Here is a 17,231-nt window from a genome sequence, read left to right as displayed (position 1 = left end):
CAGGTTCGCGATCGCCTGATCGGTCATCGGTTCACCGCCTCCGCGTCGATGACACTGTCGTCGAGCGCTGCCATGTCGGTTCTCCCTTTGCGACGGTAATTCCTGTCATATCCACGTCCGGCTCGTACTTCCAGGCGCTTCTGGATCAGACCCCAGAGCGTGGTGAGCAGGAGGAAGTAGAGCGCTGCTGCGCACAGCCCCTCGAGCACCCTGAAGTTCACCTGGACCAGGAACTGCGTGCGGCGCAACAACTCCTGGACTGAGATCACCGAGACCAGCGTCGTCGTCTTCAACAAGCCGTTGAAGCTGTTGCCGAGCGGAGGAATCATGACGCGCAGCGCCTGGGGCAACACGACGACGCGGAACACCTTGGTCGGCGACATCCCCAGCGCACGTGCCGCTTCCGTCTGCCCCGTCGGGACGGACAGCAGTCCGGATCGCACGATCTCGGACAGGTAGGCAGCTTCGTTCAGCACCAGTCCGAGCAGCGCCGCCTCGATGACGCCGAGCTTGATGCCGACCTGGGGCAACCCGGTGTAGATGATGACGAGCTGCACGAGCAGCGGGGTCCCTCGCATCAGCCAGACATAGAACCCCGACACCGCACGGAACGGTAGGAACTTCGACGACCGGGCGACTGCGACGACTACCGCCAGCACGAGACCCAGGATCATGCTGACCACGGTGAGCCAGATGGTCACCCAGGCGCCCTCCAGCAACTGTGTACTGGTAAGGATGGAGAAGAACGCGTCCCACGACCACATGTCGGAGCCTCTCAGCTCTCGAGCGGGCCGGTGCTGACGGCGATGTCACCCTCGTACCCGCTGACGTCGTACTGCTCGAACAGGTCCGGCAGGTAACCGTCGTCGCGCATCTCGGACAGGACGCGAGCGACCTCACCGGCGGACTTGCTGCCCTTCGCGAAGCCCATGGCGAGGGGCGCCTCGTTGATGCCGCCGATGGCGGTCTCGAAGCGGCCGTCCTCCTGGTAGAACGAGGTGACCGACTCGACGATCGATGTTCCGTCGAGCTGTCCTGCCGAGAGCGCCTGATAGGCATCTGCATTCGTCTTGAACGTCTGCACGGTCAGCGGCGCCTTGCCCTCCGTCGCGAACTGTTCGGACAGCGCGGTGAGAGTGTCGAATTCGTATCCGGGCGCTTCCACACCGACCGTCTTGCCGGCGAGGTCTTCTACCGTGCTGATGCCCTCGGGATTGCCCGACGGAACCGAGATGGACACTGCCTGAACCTCATACGGCACCAGATCGATGGTCTCAGCGCGCTCGGGTGTGTAGAACATGCCGGTGTCGATCATGTCCCACCGACCACTCTGTACACCGGGGATCTGGGCCTCGAACTCGATGTTGACGAACTTCGGTGTCAGGCAGAGCCGCTTGGCGATCTCTTTGCCCAGGTCGACCCGCATGCCGATCACGTCTCCGTCGGCGTCGACGTACTGCATGGGCGGGAGGGTGGCATTCGTAGCCATGGTCAGCGAGCCCTCCTCGGCGAGATCGGCTGCGCCGAGAGTCGGCGTGCAGTCCGTCGGCGCGGCATCCTGCTCCGACGAGGAGCCGCACCCGACGAGGCCGAGGGTCAGGACGCCGGCGGCGGCAATTCCGATGAGCGTGCGAATAGGAGACCTTTCGGTGTCGACTGCTGTTCGCAGCGACTGTCTGGATCGGGGATGGTCGACCTCGATGGGATCGATTGCATGAACCATCGCAGAGTTTCCGCGAACACGTCAACGTGGTTAACACGGACGACACGTGTTTCAACGAAAGTTAACGTCGGCCCTCGTGAATCACGAGTTCACGACGGGCGCACACGACGCGCGCTCGACCAATCGGGCGCCGATCCGGTACGTGCGGCCGTCCGGTTTCGACGGCTCGCTCATCTGCTGGAACAGGAGATCCATCGCGACGTTGGCAAGCTGTGAGGCACCGTTGTCGACGACGGTCACGGCCGGGTGCCACAACGAGAGCCACGGCATGTCCTCGTGGCAGATCAGCGACAGGTCGCTCGGCACCGACACCCCTCGTCCGACGAGTGTGGGCAGAATCCCGAACACTGCCTCGTGGTTCGCCGCGTAGAGCGCGGTCATGCCGGACGGTTCGTCGAGCAGCGAATCAACTGCTGCGACCCCGAATTCCGTGGTGAACGGCCCTTTCCGGATCAGCGACGGGTCGACCTCGATGCCGTGGTCCGCCAGTGCCGAGCGGTAGCCCTCGAACCGCTCCCTGCCGGAGGTGGCGTCCTCGAGACCGCCGATGTAGCCGATGCGTCGGTGACCGAGGTCGAGGAGATGCGCGGTCGCATCGCGCGCGCCGTCCAGGTCGTCGGCGAGGACGGTGGGTGCGGCGCTCCCCCGGACAGACCTGATCACGTTGACAACAGCCCGGCCCTGGGACAGCAACGCGTTGGATTCGACTGCGCTGCGCCCACTCCCGATGACGATGGTCCCGTCGACTCCGTGGTCGCCCAGCATCGCGAGCACGTCTCGCTCGCGGGACGGGTCCGCATCGGTGATGCACAGAAGAACTTGAAAGCCGTTGTCAAAGCATCTCTTGTGCACGACCTCGGCGACGGTGTGGAACGTCGCGTTGAGGAGGTTGTTCATCACGAGACCGACCAGATGCGACTTGTTGGAGCGCAGCGCACTCGCGGCCCTGTTGGGTCGGTACCCCAGTGTTCGGGCCGCTTCCTCGACGGTCCGTCGGGTATCGGCCGAGATCAGCGTCGACCCGCTCAACGCCCGAGAAGCCGTGCTGCGCGAGACACCCGCGGCAGCAGCCACGTCAGCCAGAGTGACCGTCATCGACCCTCCTCTCCCCTCGTCGCCGATCGTGCACAGACTCTCCCACGCCGAGCCTCGCTCGTTACAAGTGCGTTTCCGGCTTGACGATGTGTCTTCACCGACGGCAGTCTATGCAATCGATCCCATCGAATCGACCCGGTCCGGCTTCCACGCCGCACGAAAGGTATTCATGAACCGCGATGACGTCGCCTGGTCCGGCTACTGGCCTGCTGCACCCACCCCGTTCACCGCCGCCGGCGCAGTCGACACGGATGCCCTGGCCTCTCTCATGAACCTGTACGCCGACCACGAGGTCGACGGCGTTCTCGTCAACGGCAGCACCGGCGAGTGGTTCAGCCAGAGTGACGCCGAGCGGCGCACCGTCGCCGAGGTCGCCATCGACGCGGTCCGCGGACGCTTCCCCGTCGTCATCGGCGTCAGCGCATACACCGCACGCGACTCCGCAGCACTCGCGCGGCATGCCGAGTCGTCAGGCGCCGACGGCGTGCTGGCCACACCTCCGCCCTACGTTCATCCGTCGAAGGACGAACTGCTCGCCTTCTACCGATCCGTGAGCGCCGCAACGGCATTGCCGTTCATGGTCTACAACTGGCCACGTGGCGTCGCTGTCGACATGGGCACTCTGCCCGGGCTGTTCACCGAGCTCGCAGCGCTCGACAACGTGGTGGCCGTCAAGGACAGCACCGGCAACTGGCTCTCCATGCTCGACACCGTCGAGGCGGTGGCCGGCACGGTCCGAGTCTTCGGCAGTTTCCTTCACCACCGCGGACTCGCCGCACTGCTGGATCTGGGTGGCGATGGCAACATCGACGGCGGCGGAGTGGGCGCGCCCTTCGCCGTGCCGTTCTACCGTGCCGTCGCTGCGCGCGACGCGGCCGCCGCGCGGTCCTGGGCCGACAAGTACCGCGCGCTGTCCGGACGCCTGATCAATCCCGACTACAGCGGCGTGTACGCCTCTCCCATTCCCCAGCTCAAAGCCGTCATGAACCTTCTCGGACAACCCGGCGGCAGCGTCCGCGAACCGCTGTTGCCCGTGACAGACCCGACGACGCTGGACCACCTGGCGCGGATCGTCGAGGACTCGGGAATCGCCGATGCATCCCGGACAGCAGGAGTGGGCAGTGCAGTCTGACTTCGACGTGGTCGTCGTCGGAGCCGGCATCGTCGGCGCTGCGACCGCCCTGGCACTGACGAGGTCCGGCGCTCGCGTCGTCGTGCTCGACCGATCCGCACCGAACACCGGTGGCTCCGGGACAACCGCAGGCAACCTTCACATCCAGACGATTCACACTCGACGTCCCGGCCAGGGTGCAGCCGTGGACGTCCGACGTCTCCTCCCGCTGCAGCACCGCACCAGCTCGCTGTGGAACGACCTTGCCGACAGCGTTCCCGGTCTCGGCCTCAACCGCTGCGGTGGATACATGGTCGCCGAGACGGACGACCAGGTACAGGCACTCGAGACCAAACACGACTGGGAACGCACTGCGGGAATCCCCACCGAGGTGCTGACCGGGACCGAGGCACGCCGGCTGTTGCCGGCACTGGGACCCAGCATCCAGGCCGCAACCTGGTGTCCCCTCGACGGATTCGCGGAACCTGACCTCGCGGGGCCCGCAACACTGCGTCAGGCCGAGGCCGAGGGTGCCGTCCTGCGGTCGTACTCTCCCGTCACGGGTGTGGAACGAGTCGGCGACCTGTGGACGGTGACCACTCCCGACTCCACGTGGGTCGCACCTACCGTGATCGACGTCGCCGGTCCGTGGATGGCCGGCATCGCGTCTATGGCCGGCATCTCGTTGGACCTTCGGCCGACGTCCTTGCAGATGCACGCACTCGCCGCACCCCCGCACACCCTTGACGTCCTCGTGCAGCACGTCGGGGAAGGCATGTCGATCAAGCAGGATCGGCGGGGTCGCCTCGTGCTCGGCGGTGGATGGCCGGCAGGCACGTTCCACGACAGCGACGCTGCGTCGTCCCTGCCCGAGAGCACCACCGGAAATCTCGCACAGGTCGAGCGACTGCTCCCCTCCCTCGCGGCGCTCCCCCTCGTCGACACGTGGACCGGCCCGGTACTGACGACGCCCGACGAGATGCCGGTCATCGGCGCCGTCGACGGCGCACCGGGGTTCTACGTCGCCGGCGGCACCTACTCGTTCACCTTCGCGCCGCTCTGGGCGCAACTGCTCACCTCGATGGTGCACGGACGAGTGCCGGACATTGACGTCAGCCAATTCTCACCGGCTCGACTCACCTCGATCGCAGAACACGGAAGGTAGGCACCCATGGCACTGGTCACGATGTTCGTCAACGGACAGGCGATGTCCGGAGGAACGCTCAACGACGCCCTTCACCGGGCGCGTTTGCTCGGCCCGGCGGTCACCGCACCGAAGTACCAGTTCTTCTCCGTACGAGACGAATTCCCCGGATTGCACCCCGTGTCCTCCGGTGGGCATCCCGTACCCGGTGAGCTGTACGAGGTGGAGTACGACGTCCTCCGAGAAGAGCTTCTTCCCCGCGAACCCGAGGAGCTCGAGCTCGGCGTCATCGAACTCGCCGACGGGGGTGGCTCCCTCTCGATGCGCATGCGCCGTGAGGCGCTCGACCGCTCGGATGTCACCGACATCAGTGAGCTCGGCGGGTGGCTCGCATACCGGGCGACGCTGCGATGAAGGTGATCAGAGGAGGAACCCTCGTCGAGTCGAACTGGCACGGGCAGGCCGATCTCCTGATCGACGACGGCACTGTCGTCGCCGTTCTCGCTCCCGGTGCCGACGTGGACCCAGCAGCGGAGGTCATCGACGCCAGCGGGATGCTGGTGATGCCCGGAGGCGTCGACCCGCATTGCCACGTCGGCTTCACGTCGGGCGAGTTCACGTCGCTGGACTCGTACCGCGAGTGCACGACGGCTGCCGTGTTCGGCGGCACCACGACGATCGTCGATTTCGCGATCCCGCGGCCCGGTCAGTCCCCGCTCGATGCTGCGGAGCAACAGCGGCAGAAGGCGACCGACGGCCTGTGCGACTCAGCCCTGCACGCGTGCGTCGTCGACTGGGACGACACGACCGCGGACCAGCTGGCCACGATGGCGCAGGACGGCATCCGCACCGTGAAGATGTTCACGACCTACGCCGGCGAGACCATGGCGAACGAGCACACCATTCTCAAGACCATGCAGACCACTCGCGATCTGGGTGGGATGGTCATCATCCACTGCGAGTCGGACGCCATCGTCACGGATTCGCAGACGACGGCGGCCGCCACCGAGGGCATCGACGCGGCCCACATGTCGATGACGCGACCCGAGATCGCCGAGACGGCAGCCGTTGCTGCCATTCTGGCGATCGCGGAGTCTCAGGACGCGCCCGTCTACTTCGTGCACCAGTCCACGGCGGCGGCAGTCGAGCTGGTGGCGGATGCGCGCACCCGAGGACTCGTCGCCTTCACGGAGTCGGTGGCGCACCACCTGATCCTGGACGACAGCGCCTACAGCGGCGAGAACCCCGAACGGTTCGTGTGCTGTCCACCGCTCAGGTCGGCCGTCGCAGTCGAGGAACTGGGGCAGCACCTGTTCACCGGTCACATCACGACCATCGGATCCGACCACTGCTGCTACGACACAGCGCAGAAGAAGGTCCACAGCCACGATGTCCGCCACATGCCCAACGGGCTACCGGGAGTGGAGACCAGGCTGCCGGTCATCTTCTCGCGCTACGTGCGTGACTCGAACCTGACCGCCAGCAGGTTCGTCGAGCTCACGTCGACGAATCCCGCCAAGACCAACGGGCTCTTCCCTCGCAAGGGAACGCTGATGCCCGGCGCCGACGCGGACATCGCACTGTGGGATCCGGACGTCGAGTGGACCGTCGACGTCCATGCTCTCCACATGGCCACCGACTACACGCCGTATCAGGGCATGACGCTTCGAGGGAAGCCCGTCACCGTGCTCGTCGGAGGAACCGTCGTCGTCCAGGACGGGGAGCTGGTAGAGGGGACGCCGAGGGGTCGGCATCTGCAGGCCGCCCCGCTCGACTTCGAGGGCGGGCGGCGGAAACAGGTCTGATTTCCGGGTCTCGGTGTCCCCGGCGCAGTGGGGTGAGGAAGCAGGACGCCGGTGAATGCGCCAGACTTCCACCGTGTCGACTACCGACAGAGCACGCGTCCCCCGTTCCGGCATCGTCGGCGGCACGTTCGCGTTGCTCGGCGCCCTCTACTTCGCGCAGGGGTTGCCCTTCGGCTTCTTCACCCAGGCACTGCCCGTGGTGTTGCGGCGGTCCGGCTACTCCCTGGTCGCGATCAGCGCGAGCGGAGTGCTGTTCGCGCCGTGGGCATTGAAGTTCCTCTGGGCACCCTATGTCGACAGGTACGGGAGTCGACGACGGTGGCTGCTCTCGCTCCAACTCGGCGCAGCGGCAGTCGCGCTGGTGCTGGCCTGCCTCGACCTCACGTCCGGCCTGCAGTGGCTGTTCGTCGGCATCGCCGTCGTGAACGTTCTGTCCGCGACGCAGGACGTCGTCACCGACGGGCTCGCCGTCCGGCTACTCGACGCACGCGACCGAGGTGTGGGCAACGGGATCCAACTCGGGGCGTACCGCATCGGCATGATCGTCGGCGGCGGCGTTCTGCTGTGGCTGTTCTCGTTTGCGGGATGGCGCGCGCTGTTCGTCGCGATGGCCGCGTTGATCGTGGCGTCCACGATCCCGGTCCTCCTGCTCCGGACTCAACTCGACAGGGCGGATGTGCGACCCGCGGAGTCGACGACCGCCGTCCGCCTCGCCGGGACATGGTGGGTTCGCCTGCGCCGACCGGGTGTCCTGGCGTTCATCGGCCTGATCGCCGCCTACAAGTTCGGCAACTCGATGGGGTCGGCCCTCGTCGGTCCGTTCCTCTCCGACCTCGGACTCTCCCTGGGGCAGATCGCGCTCCTCGAAGGCGGTGTCGCCTCGGGCTCCGCGCTCGCCGGTGCCGCCCTCGGCGCGTGGTACGCAACACGCTTCGGCCGACGACGTGCCCTGCTCGTCGCCGGTATCACCCAAACCCTCGCGCTCGGCTTCTACGTCGCCGCGGCACTCGACATCGGCGGGCTCGCCCTCGTGGTGACCGCCAGCGTCAGCGAGCACGTCTTCGGCGGCGCTGCGACCGTCGTACTCTTCGCCCTCATGATGGACGCCTCCGAACGCGTCTACGCCGGAACCGATTACACCCTTCTCGCCTGCGCCGTCGTCTTCTCCCAAGGCATCGCCGGACTCGCTGCAGGCGTGGTGGGCCAAGCCTTCGGTTATGCCGCCATGTTCGGGACTGGCCTCGTCCTGTCCGGGCTGGGGTGCGCGCTCCTGCTCTGGGCGCTGAAGAAGGGCATCGGACCCGTGCAATTGAGCGAGTCGGGCGCCATGGCCCCCGATCGGCCGTGACCACCGCCGCCGTAGTGTCGAACCATGGCAGTGCGCGCGGGTGTGGTGGTCACGGGTAGCGAAGTTCTGGCCGGGCGGGTCAGCGACCGCAACGGCCCCTGGGTGGCGCGGCAACTCCTGCAGATGGGAGTCGACGTCGCCCACCTGACTGTCTGCGGTGACCGGCCGGCCGATCTGAAGGCCCAGGTTCAATTCCTCGCCGACCAGCACGTCGACCTCATCATCACGACCGGCGGCCTCGGCCCGACCGCGGACGACCTCACCGTCGAGACCGTCGCCGCGCTGTACGGCCGCGAGATGCACCTCGACGTCGACCTCGAAAGCCGCATCACGGCGATCGTCGAGCGCTGGCGCAGTCGGCTCGGCAGCGTCGCCGACTCCGAACCACTGCGAGCCGGCGTACGCAAGCAGGCAATGGTTCCCGCCGGAGCGCAGTCGATCTCGCCGACAGGCACGGCACCGGGCGTGGCGATGGCCGACGACTCGGGCACCCTCCCCACGGTCCTCATCCTTCCGGGCCCGCCCTCCGAACTGCAGTCGATGTGGCCGGAAGCGATAGAGAGCGCACCCGTCGCCGCAATGCTCGCACGGAGAACAGCCGTCACCGAGGACACCATCCGGGCCTACGAATTGTCCGAGGCCGACCTGGCCGCGACCTTGCGCACCGCAGAGAGCTCGATTGCCGGGTTCGGCGATCTAGCGATCACCACCTGCCTGTCGCGCGGTGAACTCGAGATGGTCACTCGCTACGAGGAATCCGCGGCCGGCGCCTACTCCGGCGTACTGGCACTCATCGAGCAACACCATGGCGCGCAGATCTTCTCGACCGACGGATCCACCATCGACGACATCGTGGCGACTCGATCCGGTGGCCGCCGCATCGCGACGGCGGAATCGTGCACCGGCGGCATGATCGCCGCACGGCTCACCGATCGGGCAGGCTCGTCGGCCTACGTGGTCGGCGGTGTGGTGTCGTACGCCAACGAGGTGAAGATTGGCTCACTCGACGTTCCCGCCGCCATGATCGAGGAGCACGGCGCCGTCAGTGAGCCCGTGGCGGCTCGCATGGCCGAAGGAGCGCTGCACCGCGTCTGTGCCGATGTCGCCGTCTCGACCAGTGGTGTAGCGGGACCGGGTGGCGGTACGGAAAGCAAGCCCGTCGGCACCGTGTGTTTCGGCATCGCTGTCACGGGGCGACCGACCGTCACGCGGACGCTGCGGCTACCCGGTGATCGTGCGAGTGTCCGCGCACTCTCGGTCACCGTCGCGATGCACATGCTTGCGGATGCACTGAGCGACGCCTGAGGGCCGGATATGACGCTCCCACGCTGGCAGTTCGCATCGGATGATCTCCTCACGCGCTACGTCGTGGTCACCGATGAGGACATGCGCGGCTGGTCCATCCACACCCACCATGTCGACGGCACCACTGACACGTCTCTGTTCAACGAGCAGCCGGGGCTTGTCGACGACACTGGTCGGGTGTTCTTCCACGACGACGGGCCGACGCAGGTGTGGGCCGCCGTCATCGATGCCGCAGCTTTGCTGATCAGTCTCGAAACGCCGACGGGCGTCCTGCTCGAGGTCGACCAGTGGGACGCGATGACCGCGTGGCTCGTCGAGTCGATGCAGGACGAACCCGCCGGGCTCGTCATCGATCTCGGACCCAACACAGACATCCCGGACGACGAGATCGACGACATCGAGCTCATCACCGCGCAGCTGCACCGCCTCGATGACGGGGTGGTCATGGTTCGCCGGTCGCGCCGCATCCTGCACACGCTCCGCTTCGCGGACCATTCCGTGCAGGGACTGGTTCTCGACAGATGGCACCATGACGCGCATTTCGACGACTGCACCGATGGCTATCTGTTCAGCCGCGATCTCGCGCTCGCGACCGGGGCATGTGTCGCCTGGGTGCGAGATGCGGGTGGTGTCGAGGCCGCCGATCGGCTCGGGTGTTCGTTCGACTTCGCGGACGAGCTACCCGGGCAGGCATGACGTCCTGCAATCACATCGCGCTCGGGGTCATGTGGTTCGAACAGGTGCGCGGAGCCGGGCTCCGCAAGAGGAGTTCTCAGAGGGGGAAACGTGGTTGTCGCGAGATCCTGTCGCTACGGCGACCGTCATCCACGTCCTGTGATGCGCAGTCCCCGCCACCCAGCCGCAGCGGACGCCACGGCCCCGGCTGTTCCCCCGATCACCGGATAACTCCACCAGGGAACCGGAAGCGCGTTCCACCATCCAGAGCCGGCGTGATCGAGCGTCAGGGTGGTCGAGTAGCTCTTCGTCATCTCGACGCCACGCAACGGCGCGTAGGCGCCGTCGTAGATCACCTCGCTCTGATCACGATAAAGTGCGAAACCCTCGACACCCAGGAAAACCAAGCTGATCACGACGCCCGCAAGGGCGCCCCACAGAACGAGAATGCGCACGCAGCACCTTAACCGGCGTCACGCCGTGCGCGGTTTTTCTACGCCGCAGCGGTCGTACCTCGACAGTAGGAACGGCTCGAGTCAGCCCATGTGAACCGGGGTGTCGCCGGCCGGCAGGTCGGTCTTGCGGGCACGAACCAGCACCAGCACGATCGGCGTGATCAGGATGACCATGATCGCCGCTGCCGCGAACGCGTGCGCGTATCCGGAGACCTCCGCGGAGAACATGTAGTCGATCGTGGAGTTGATGAAATTGCGGATCGGTTCCGGCAGGGCAGCGAGCTCGGAATCGGACGGCAGGGTCTGCGACGCCAGGGCCTCCGGGGGCATTCCGGCGGGAGGCACGGGCGCGATGTTCGACGACAGGTACGACGATTTGGCGGACGTGTAGATCGTGGTGAAGACGGCGGTTCCCAAGGCGCCACCGATCTGCAGGGCCGCGTTGACGAGTGCGCTGGCGGCGCCCGCGTCGTGATCGGCGACCCCGATGAGTGCCACGTTCTGCATCGGCACCATGAGCAGACCCAACCCGAGCCCGAGAAGCATCACTCCGGGCAGCACGTGCGTCCAGTACGAGGTGTCGACGCCGATCTGCGTGAGCAGGACCAGACCGATGGCCGAGATGACGGGGCCGGCAGCCATCAACGGCTTCGGTCCCACGCGAGGCATCAATGCGGACGCTGCGGCAGCGGTGATCATGATGCCGCCGGTCATGGGGAGGGAGGCGACTCCGGCCACGACGGGGCTGAATCCGAGCACGATCTGGAAGTAGAAGGTCAGGTACAAGGTGCCGCCGAGAAGGGCGGCGCCGATGATGGCCGAACCGAGGTAGGCGGACCCACGGTCTCGATCCAGCAGGACGCCCAGCGGCAGAAGCGGATTGGCCGAGCGGGACTCGACGACGACGAACGCGGCCAGTAGAACGATGCCCAGCGCGATGAAACTGAGGGTTGAGACGTTGGACCAGCCGTCTTCAGCCTCGGTGAACCCGTAGACGAGTGAGCCGAGCCCGAGGGCGACCAGGATCGCGCCGGGAACGTCGTACCGCGTGTCGCCCTCAGCCTTGCTCTCCTTGACCAACGGGATGGCGGCGGCGGCCGCGAAGATCGCGACGGGAACATTGACCAGCAGGCACCAGCGCCAGTTGGCGTACTCGGTGAGCACGCCGCCGAGCAGCAGGCCTACGGCAGCGCCGCCACCGGCGATGGCACCGAAGACACCGAACGCCTTGGCTCGTTCCTTCTCGTCGGTGAACGTGGTGGTCAGGATGGCCAGCGCAGCGGGGGCGAGCAGGGCGGCGAAGACGCCCTGTCCGGCGCGGGCGATGAAGAGCTGGTAGCCCTCCTGTGCCAGTCCGCCGATGGCCGAGGCGATCGCGAATCCCGCCATGCCGACGAGGAAGGACCGCTTGCGGCCCCAGTAGTCGGCGATGCGGCCACCGAGCAGCAGCAACGCACCGAACGCGAGCGCGTAGGCGGTGATGACCCACGCGCGGCTGCTGTCGCTGATGCCCAGGTCTTCCTGCGCCTGCGGCAGAGCGATGTTGACGATGGTCGCGTCCAGCACGATCGTCAGCTGAGTGATGGCGACGATGCACAGCACGAGCCAACGACGCTCGTAGTTCGGATTGGCGTCGTTCTCTGACGACACGATGTCGGGCGTGCTGGTCACGGGCGTGCCTCGGTCCTGGGAAAGGTATGCGGTGGAATGTCTGTTCGACGATTCGAAAATGTACCGTTGCGGTCCGACACGGTCAAACGAACTAGTTGGTTGGCGTAGGATTCGGCCTGTGAAGTCGGACACCCCCATCTCCCCCGCCGCCTCTGACACGCGTGAACGAATCCTCGATGCCGCACGCCGCGAGTTCGCCGAGTACGGCCTCGCCGGCGCTCGCGTCGACCGGATTGCACTGGCGTCTCGCTCCAGCAAAGAGCGCCTGTACGCGTACTACGGCGACAAGGAGCGGCTGTTCGGCGCGGTACTGGACCACGGTTTCCGGCGGTTCGTCGAGTCCGTGCACTTCACCCCACGCGATCTACCCGGGTACTCCATGGATGCCTTCACCCGCCTCGCGAGTGAGAAGGACGAGCACCGGATGCTGCTCTGGGCGCAGTTGCAGGGACATCTCCCCGCGAGCGAACACTCCGAGGTGATGAGTGAACGTGTTCGCGAGGTCGAGCAGGCTCAGCGCGACGGATACGTCGACTCCCATTGGAGTGCAGCCGATCTGATGACGTTGATTTTCGGTGTGCTGTTCAGCTGGTTCACCACACCGGACCTCGACCAGCGAGCCCATCGGCGGTGGGAAGACGACGAGATCGCGCGGCATCGTCTCGTCGTCGGCGAGGCGGTCAGGAGATTGGCGGAGCCGCGGGTAGAACGATGATCACCCGATCGTCAGAGCCCCATGACCGCGACCGATATACGCCGCCTGATAGCTATTGCCGCAGTGGCCGGCGTCGCTCAAAACGCCATCGCGATCCCCTACGTCCGAGAGCACGGCACGCGCTCGGTGGCAGACTTCTTCGTCGGCAAGATCTGGTCGACAGTGCCCGGCAAGTTCGCGATGGTCGATCTGATTCTCGTCGTCGTCGCGTTCCACGCGTGGGCGCTGCCGGAGTCGGGTCGACTCGGGATCCGCCGATGTTGGTGGGCAACGTAATTCATGACCTTTACCGTGGGGATCGGCACCGCGATCCCCTTCTTCCTTGCTGCAAGGGCTCGGGCATTGCGACTGGCGACCTGACGGGGTTCCCGCGCGGGAAGACCGTGCCCCCGCTGCACAGCATTCCGCGTACAGACTTGTTCTCGACAGCCGACACCAGCCACCCGCGTATCGACGACTGCATTGACGTTCGGTCACCTGGATCCGACATTCGACCGCCCGATCGGTCGATGCCGACGGTGCAACCGACCTCGACGACAACGACAGCCTCACCCGGTCCGGATAGCGGTAAGGCATCGCGGGCGACCGGGGCGGATCACGTTTCGAGTGACCAGGCTGCTTCTACTGAGGATGTGATCCGTGGGGGCGGAACCGTCGTCACCGGCCGGTGGATGAGTATGCAGAGCCTTCCGGTCGAGCGGGATACCTGTCGTACCCCTCGGGTAGACAGAGAGTGAGCGATGACGTGGTCTCGCTCGTCGTGGCCCCAGCACGCGGGCCGTAGGAGAATCACATGAGCACATCCCCTTTCGGTCCGTACGGCATCCCCGACGGTGATCCCGGCTTCACTGTGTCGGTCGAGATCGACACCATGCTGGACGATCTCACCGAGGACGACTGCGCACGACTGCTGGCGAGCGCCGGCGTCCCCCGAGCCCGCATCGACGAGTCCGCGCTGCTGCAGGCGCGCGTGGTGTTCGAACTCCCTCACACCGGCTGGATCGTCTCCGCACAGGAGGCACTCGACACCGCGGAACGCGTCGCTCGGGAGTTCGTCGTCGTGGGAGCGGAAACCTGTCGAACCGATCTGTGGGCCCGCGAACCGTGGTTTCCGACGCAGCCCGACAACGCCGAGTTCCGGTACGAGGAGCCCGAGACGCCCGCCTTCACGGTGACCGTCGAGATCGAGACGACCGCGCCGAACACCGACCGGGGGCTGGGCGAGACCATCTTCTCGTGCTTCGACGAATACCTCTCGGTCCGCAGAACTCCCTCACCGGCGGGCAGACAGCATCTCGTGGTGGACCCGCGCTCAGCCCACCTCGACGGCGCCGCCCAACGATGCCTGAAAGCGTTGTGGTGCTTGAGTGGCAGCTGGTCCATCACTCGCCTGCGTGTGGTCGCTGACGATGTCTATCGCCTCGAATGCAGCGATCGTCTGACCCGAGTGTCCGAGACGTTGCCGGAGTGGCAGTACGCCGCCACGGACGACGGTAATCGTGTCGTCGCGGTGCCGGATCTGCAGACGGATCTCACCGGGTGGTCGATCGAGGCGTTGTCGCAGGACGGGCATGCGCATCCTGCACCGTTCGTCCTCGGCCGGGTGTGGCAGGACGACGACGGCATCGTGAATCTGCGGGGCGTGGGTCGGCGCTGCCCGGCCTGGACCGCGACGATCGAACACGGCCACCATCTCGACTGCGTCATCACGACTCGCGGAACCACTTTCCCGGTGGACGCGTGGGATGCCACTGCGAACTGGCTCGTCGAATCGCTGATCGGCAACCCGGTGGGTCTGATCGTCGATCTGGGCCCCAGCAACTACGACCCGGATGTTGACGACGAGGTGATCAACGCCCAACTCCACAAACTCGACGACGGGGTTGTGATGGTGCGCCGCTCCCGCACGGTGCTGGAGCAGCGGCGCCTGCTCGACCATTCGGTCGACGGCCTCACACTCGACACCTGGCACCACGACGACCTGTTCGACGACTGCACCGACGGGTACCTGTTCACCGCGCATCTGCGATTGGCCGCGCAGGCCTGTACGGCGTGGTTCCGCGACCACGGTGGAGTGGACAGCCTCGATCACCTGGGCTGCTCCTACTCGATGCCCGACACCTTGCCCCATACTCGCTGACCGGAAGGACACATGACCACCACAGACGCCATCACATCAGCACTTCGCAGCACCGCTCTGAAGGACATGGACCCGTCGTTGCTCGCGCACGCGATCCACTACGAGGCACGCGGAAGCGGCATCGAGACAGCGAAGATCGATGAGGCCCTCGCTGTCGCCTCGTTCGCACATCTCGAGCAACGCCGCACCGCCCGCGGTGACCAGACCGCCGACCCGTACATCACCCACCCGTCGCGGAATACGTTGCGGTTGATCAGATACGGCGTAGTCGACGACGCCGTGCTGGTGGCCACGGTCCTGCACGACACCGTCGAGGATCAACCCGAGCGAATCGTCCGGATCCTCGGCGGCACCGACGCGAGCGACGCGATCCGCAGTCATTTCGGTGACGACGTGCAATCCCTCGTGCAAGCCGTCACCAATCCGCCCAAGGATCTGACCCGCGATAAGGCCGAGCAGTACGCGGAGCACGTCACCGAGATCATCCAGGATCCGCGGGTGTTCCTGGTCAAGGTGTCCGACTTCGTCGACAATGCCGGCAGCCTCAAGTACCTCGCCGACGAGACCAGGCGGACCAAGCTCCTCGGGAAATACGCACCGCTGGTGCCGATCTTCCAACAGGCCGCGGCTTCCCACGGTGATGCGCTACGTCTGACGCCGGCGGGCACAGCGGAACTGGACAAGCACCTGCGATCGATTCTCGAGCAGACGACGTAGTGACGGGGCCAAGAGATTCATGGCGGTCGGAGAACAGGGCATGATGAACGAGGAAAACGGTCCGGCAGTCGGATCCGACCTGACAGCAACCTTCGACGTCAACGGCAGGTACGAGAGCGGAGCAGCGGCCGTCGTCCAGGCCGAGTTCACGTCCAATCAGATGAACGGCTTGTTTCCTTTCGTCGTCGAGCGGAGCGCCGATTTCGCCGGCGACGTACTGCAGCTGATACCTGGGGGCCTCCAGATATCGCGGCATGTGGAGACGGTCGGTGTGCGTTCCACCATTCTCGCGGGCGACGAGAGGTGTTCGATGCTGATCAAGGAGGGTGGCTGGAGCAAGGTGTCTGTTGCGGTAGCAGCTTCCTCGTTGGACTACGCCCGTGACGTCGCGAATGTCGCGATGGCAAGGGTTCCGAAACCGGCTCCCGACGACCGGACAGAGTTTGCGATGTGGCACATGGACGGCACGAGCCCCGTGAATCGCAATGTCCGGATCGACGCGGCACCGTGGGCTGAGATCTCGCGCAACTATCCGTCGTCGGTACGGAACGCATTGACCCGCTTAGCCGATCTGACGGGACCGACAGCGGGTGGTCGCCTGATTCTCTGGCACGGCGCGCCCGGCACGGGTAAGACCACCGCCATCAGGACGCTTGCTCGAAAGTGGTCGAATTGGTGCCGCTCGGTCTACATTGCAGACCCCGAAAGGCTCTTCGCCGACTCCGCATACCTGGCGGATGTCATTACCAAGTCACCTCGAGTGAACGGTCCTTTCCACGATGATCGATGGCAGATCATCATCGCCGAGGACACGGACGAGTACCTTCGGTCCTCGGCGCGTCGCGTCGCGGGGGCTGCGCTGGGTCGACTCCTGAACGTAACCGACGGCATCCTCGGCCACGGGTCGAAGACGCTGCTGTTGCTCACGACCAACGAGCGGATCGACCGCCTCCACCCCGCTCTCACCCGACCGGGCCGGTGTATGGCGAACGTCGAGTTCACCGCATTCGGAATCGACGAAGCGTCACATTGGCTGCCACGAGGTACCGCCGCGCCGTCGGGACCGGTGACTCTCGCCGAACTGTTCGAACTCTCAGGTGGTTACACCACCATCAGCACCCAGGCACCACCTCCGGAGCATTCCGGCGCGTATCTGTGACATCCTCGGGTCCCGGCCAGCCGCGTATCAGCACCCGGTCGGGAGTACCGCCGGCAGGTGGCGCTTCGGTGTTGCTGTCGCGGTGCGCGCACCAGCGGAGGCATTCCACAGAACCCGAGCTCAGCCGAACCCTGTCATGGCGACAGAGATCGACCCGCATTTCTCAGA

Annotated in this window: 17 protein-coding genes; 12 read left to right on the top strand and 5 right to left on the bottom strand. The window is 65.8% G+C overall.

All coding sequences use genetic code 11. From position 1 onward, the window contains the following. Window positions 1-23: 23 nt before the first annotated feature. From HQ308_RS05510 to HQ308_RS05500, 3 genes are all read right to left on the bottom strand, one after another. Window positions 24-764: an amino acid ABC transporter permease gene (locus tag HQ308_RS05510; RefSeq protein ID WP_027504852.1), complete on the bottom strand. Its 741-nt coding sequence runs from the start codon at window positions 762-764 to the stop codon at window positions 24-26. An 11-nt stretch (window positions 765-775) separates the two neighbouring features. After that, window positions 776-1,723, bottom strand: coding sequence for an ABC transporter substrate-binding protein (locus HQ308_RS05505; protein ID WP_222645806.1), 948 nt, complete (start codon window positions 1,721-1,723; stop codon window positions 776-778). 81 nt (window positions 1,724-1,804) lie between these two features. After that, entirely contained in the window at window positions 1,805-2,818 is a 1,014-nt protein-coding gene (locus HQ308_RS05500; RefSeq protein WP_222645804.1) for a LacI family DNA-binding transcriptional regulator, read from the bottom strand. Between the two features lie 169 nt (window positions 2,819-2,987). Between HQ308_RS05500 and HQ308_RS05495 the strand changes: the two genes are divergently transcribed. The 7 genes from HQ308_RS05495 to HQ308_RS22895 are packed head-to-tail and all read left to right on the top strand — an operon-like array spanning window position 2,988 to window position 10,227. After that, on the top strand, window positions 2,988-3,950 hold the full coding sequence (locus HQ308_RS05495) for a dihydrodipicolinate synthase family protein (RefSeq protein WP_222645802.1): 963 nt from the start codon (window positions 2,988-2,990) through the stop codon (window positions 3,948-3,950). Next, window positions 3,940-5,094, top strand: a complete 1,155-nt coding sequence (locus tag HQ308_RS05490) for an FAD-dependent oxidoreductase (protein ID WP_308115683.1) — start codon at window positions 3,940-3,942, stop codon at window positions 5,092-5,094. Before HQ308_RS05495 ends, HQ308_RS05490 begins: the two co-directional genes overlap by 11 nt. A gap of 6 nt (window positions 5,095-5,100) precedes the next feature. Beyond that, on the top strand, window positions 5,101-5,487 hold the full coding sequence (locus HQ308_RS05485; protein WP_222645800.1) for a gamma-glutamylcyclotransferase: 387 nt from the start codon (window positions 5,101-5,103) through the stop codon (window positions 5,485-5,487). Further along, window positions 5,484-6,878: a dihydropyrimidinase gene (gene hydA, locus HQ308_RS05480; protein ID WP_222645797.1), complete on the top strand. Its 1,395-nt coding sequence runs from the start codon at window positions 5,484-5,486 to the stop codon at window positions 6,876-6,878. The genes HQ308_RS05485 and hydA overlap by 4 nt, the downstream gene beginning before the upstream one ends. 55 nt (window positions 6,879-6,933) lie before the next feature. Continuing rightward, a complete protein-coding gene (locus HQ308_RS05475; protein ID WP_222645795.1) occupies window positions 6,934-8,226 on the top strand; it encodes an MFS transporter in 1,293 nt (430 codons plus the stop codon). Between the two features lie 24 nt (window positions 8,227-8,250). Beyond that, window positions 8,251-9,531 carry a competence/damage-inducible protein A gene (locus tag HQ308_RS05470; RefSeq protein WP_222645794.1) on the top strand — a complete coding sequence of 427 codons (1,281 nt, stop codon included), beginning with the start codon at window positions 8,251-8,253 and terminating at the stop codon, window positions 9,529-9,531. Between the two features lie 9 nt (window positions 9,532-9,540). After that, window positions 9,541-10,227: a hypothetical protein gene (locus HQ308_RS22895; RefSeq protein WP_308115681.1), complete on the top strand. Its 687-nt coding sequence runs from the start codon at window positions 9,541-9,543 to the stop codon at window positions 10,225-10,227. Window positions 10,228-10,352: 125 nt separating this feature from the next. Here the strand turns inward: HQ308_RS22895 and HQ308_RS05460 are convergent, their stop codons facing one another. Beyond that, complete coding sequence (locus tag HQ308_RS05460; RefSeq protein ID WP_222645983.1) at window positions 10,353-10,661, bottom strand: hypothetical protein; 309 nt, start codon at window positions 10,659-10,661, stop codon at window positions 10,353-10,355. Window positions 10,662-10,742: 81 nt separating this feature from the next. Next, entirely contained in the window at window positions 10,743-12,332 is a 1,590-nt protein-coding gene (locus HQ308_RS05455) for an MFS transporter (RefSeq protein WP_308115680.1), read from the bottom strand. Window positions 12,333-12,450: 118 nt separating this feature from the next. Here HQ308_RS05455 and HQ308_RS05450 point away from each other — a divergent pair, with 118 nt between their 5' ends. From HQ308_RS05450 to HQ308_RS05430, 5 genes are all read left to right on the top strand, one after another. Further along, the gene (locus tag HQ308_RS05450; RefSeq protein WP_222645792.1) at window positions 12,451-13,047 is read left to right on the top strand and encodes a TetR family transcriptional regulator; all 597 of its coding nucleotides are present in this window, start codon (window positions 12,451-12,453) and stop codon (window positions 13,045-13,047) included. A gap of 21 nt (window positions 13,048-13,068) precedes the next feature. Then, window positions 13,069-13,323 (top strand): DUF2834 domain-containing protein, encoded by a 255-nt coding sequence (locus HQ308_RS05445; protein WP_308115679.1) that lies wholly within the window; start codon window positions 13,069-13,071, stop codon window positions 13,321-13,323. 517 nt (window positions 13,324-13,840) lie between these two features. Then, the gene (locus tag HQ308_RS22470; RefSeq protein WP_261775748.1) at window positions 13,841-15,187 is read left to right on the top strand and encodes a hypothetical protein; all 1,347 of its coding nucleotides are present in this window, start codon (window positions 13,841-13,843) and stop codon (window positions 15,185-15,187) included. 12 nt (window positions 15,188-15,199) lie between these two features. Next, window positions 15,200-15,904, top strand: coding sequence for an HD domain-containing protein (locus HQ308_RS05435; protein WP_222645790.1), 705 nt, complete (start codon window positions 15,200-15,202; stop codon window positions 15,902-15,904). Window positions 15,905-15,923: 19 nt separating this feature from the next. Then, window positions 15,924-17,063 (top strand): DUF5925 domain-containing protein, encoded by a 1,140-nt coding sequence (locus tag HQ308_RS05430; RefSeq protein WP_222645788.1) that lies wholly within the window; start codon window positions 15,924-15,926, stop codon window positions 17,061-17,063. The last annotated feature ends 168 nt before the right edge of the window (window positions 17,064-17,231 follow it).

The organism is Rhodococcus sp. BP-241 (assembly GCF_019836145.1).
Classification (GTDB): domain Bacteria; phylum Actinomycetota; class Actinomycetes; order Mycobacteriales; family Mycobacteriaceae; genus Rhodococcoides.
The sequence above is the reverse complement of the archived record's forward strand: the minus strand, read 5'-3'. Positions and strand labels throughout refer to the sequence as shown.

Excerpts from the sequence above, each read along its gene's own strand:
- HQ308_RS05505 (WP_222645806.1), bottom strand. The coding sequence starts at position 1,723 with ATGGTTCATGCAATCGATCCCATCGAGGTCGACCATCCCCGATCCAGA.
- HQ308_RS05475 (WP_222645795.1), top strand. The coding sequence starts at position 6,934 with ATGCGCCAGACTTCCACCGTGTCGACTACCGACAGAGCACGCGTCCCC.
- HQ308_RS05430 (WP_222645788.1), top strand. The coding sequence starts at position 15,924 with ATGGCGGTCGGAGAACAGGGCATGATGAACGAGGAAAACGGTCCGGCA.
- HQ308_RS05435 (WP_222645790.1), top strand. The coding sequence starts at position 15,200 with ATGACCACCACAGACGCCATCACATCAGCACTTCGCAGCACCGCTCTG.
- HQ308_RS05500 (WP_222645804.1), bottom strand. The coding sequence starts at position 2,818 with ATGACGGTCACTCTGGCTGACGTGGCTGCTGCCGCGGGTGTCTCGCGC.
- HQ308_RS22470 (WP_261775748.1), top strand. The coding sequence starts at position 13,841 with ATGAGCACATCCCCTTTCGGTCCGTACGGCATCCCCGACGGTGATCCC.
- HQ308_RS22895 (WP_308115681.1), top strand. The coding sequence starts at position 9,541 with ATGACGCTCCCACGCTGGCAGTTCGCATCGGATGATCTCCTCACGCGC.
- HQ308_RS05470 (WP_222645794.1), top strand. The coding sequence starts at position 8,251 with ATGGCAGTGCGCGCGGGTGTGGTGGTCACGGGTAGCGAAGTTCTGGCC.
- hydA (WP_222645797.1), top strand. The coding sequence starts at position 5,484 with ATGAAGGTGATCAGAGGAGGAACCCTCGTCGAGTCGAACTGGCACGGG.
- HQ308_RS05510 (WP_027504852.1), bottom strand. The coding sequence starts at position 764 with ATGTGGTCGTGGGACGCGTTCTTCTCCATCCTTACCAGTACACAGTTG.
- HQ308_RS05445 (WP_308115679.1), top strand. The coding sequence starts at position 13,069 with ATGACCGCGACCGATATACGCCGCCTGATAGCTATTGCCGCAGTGGCC.
- HQ308_RS05495 (WP_222645802.1), top strand. The coding sequence starts at position 2,988 with ATGAACCGCGATGACGTCGCCTGGTCCGGCTACTGGCCTGCTGCACCC.
- HQ308_RS05485 (WP_222645800.1), top strand. The coding sequence starts at position 5,101 with ATGGCACTGGTCACGATGTTCGTCAACGGACAGGCGATGTCCGGAGGA.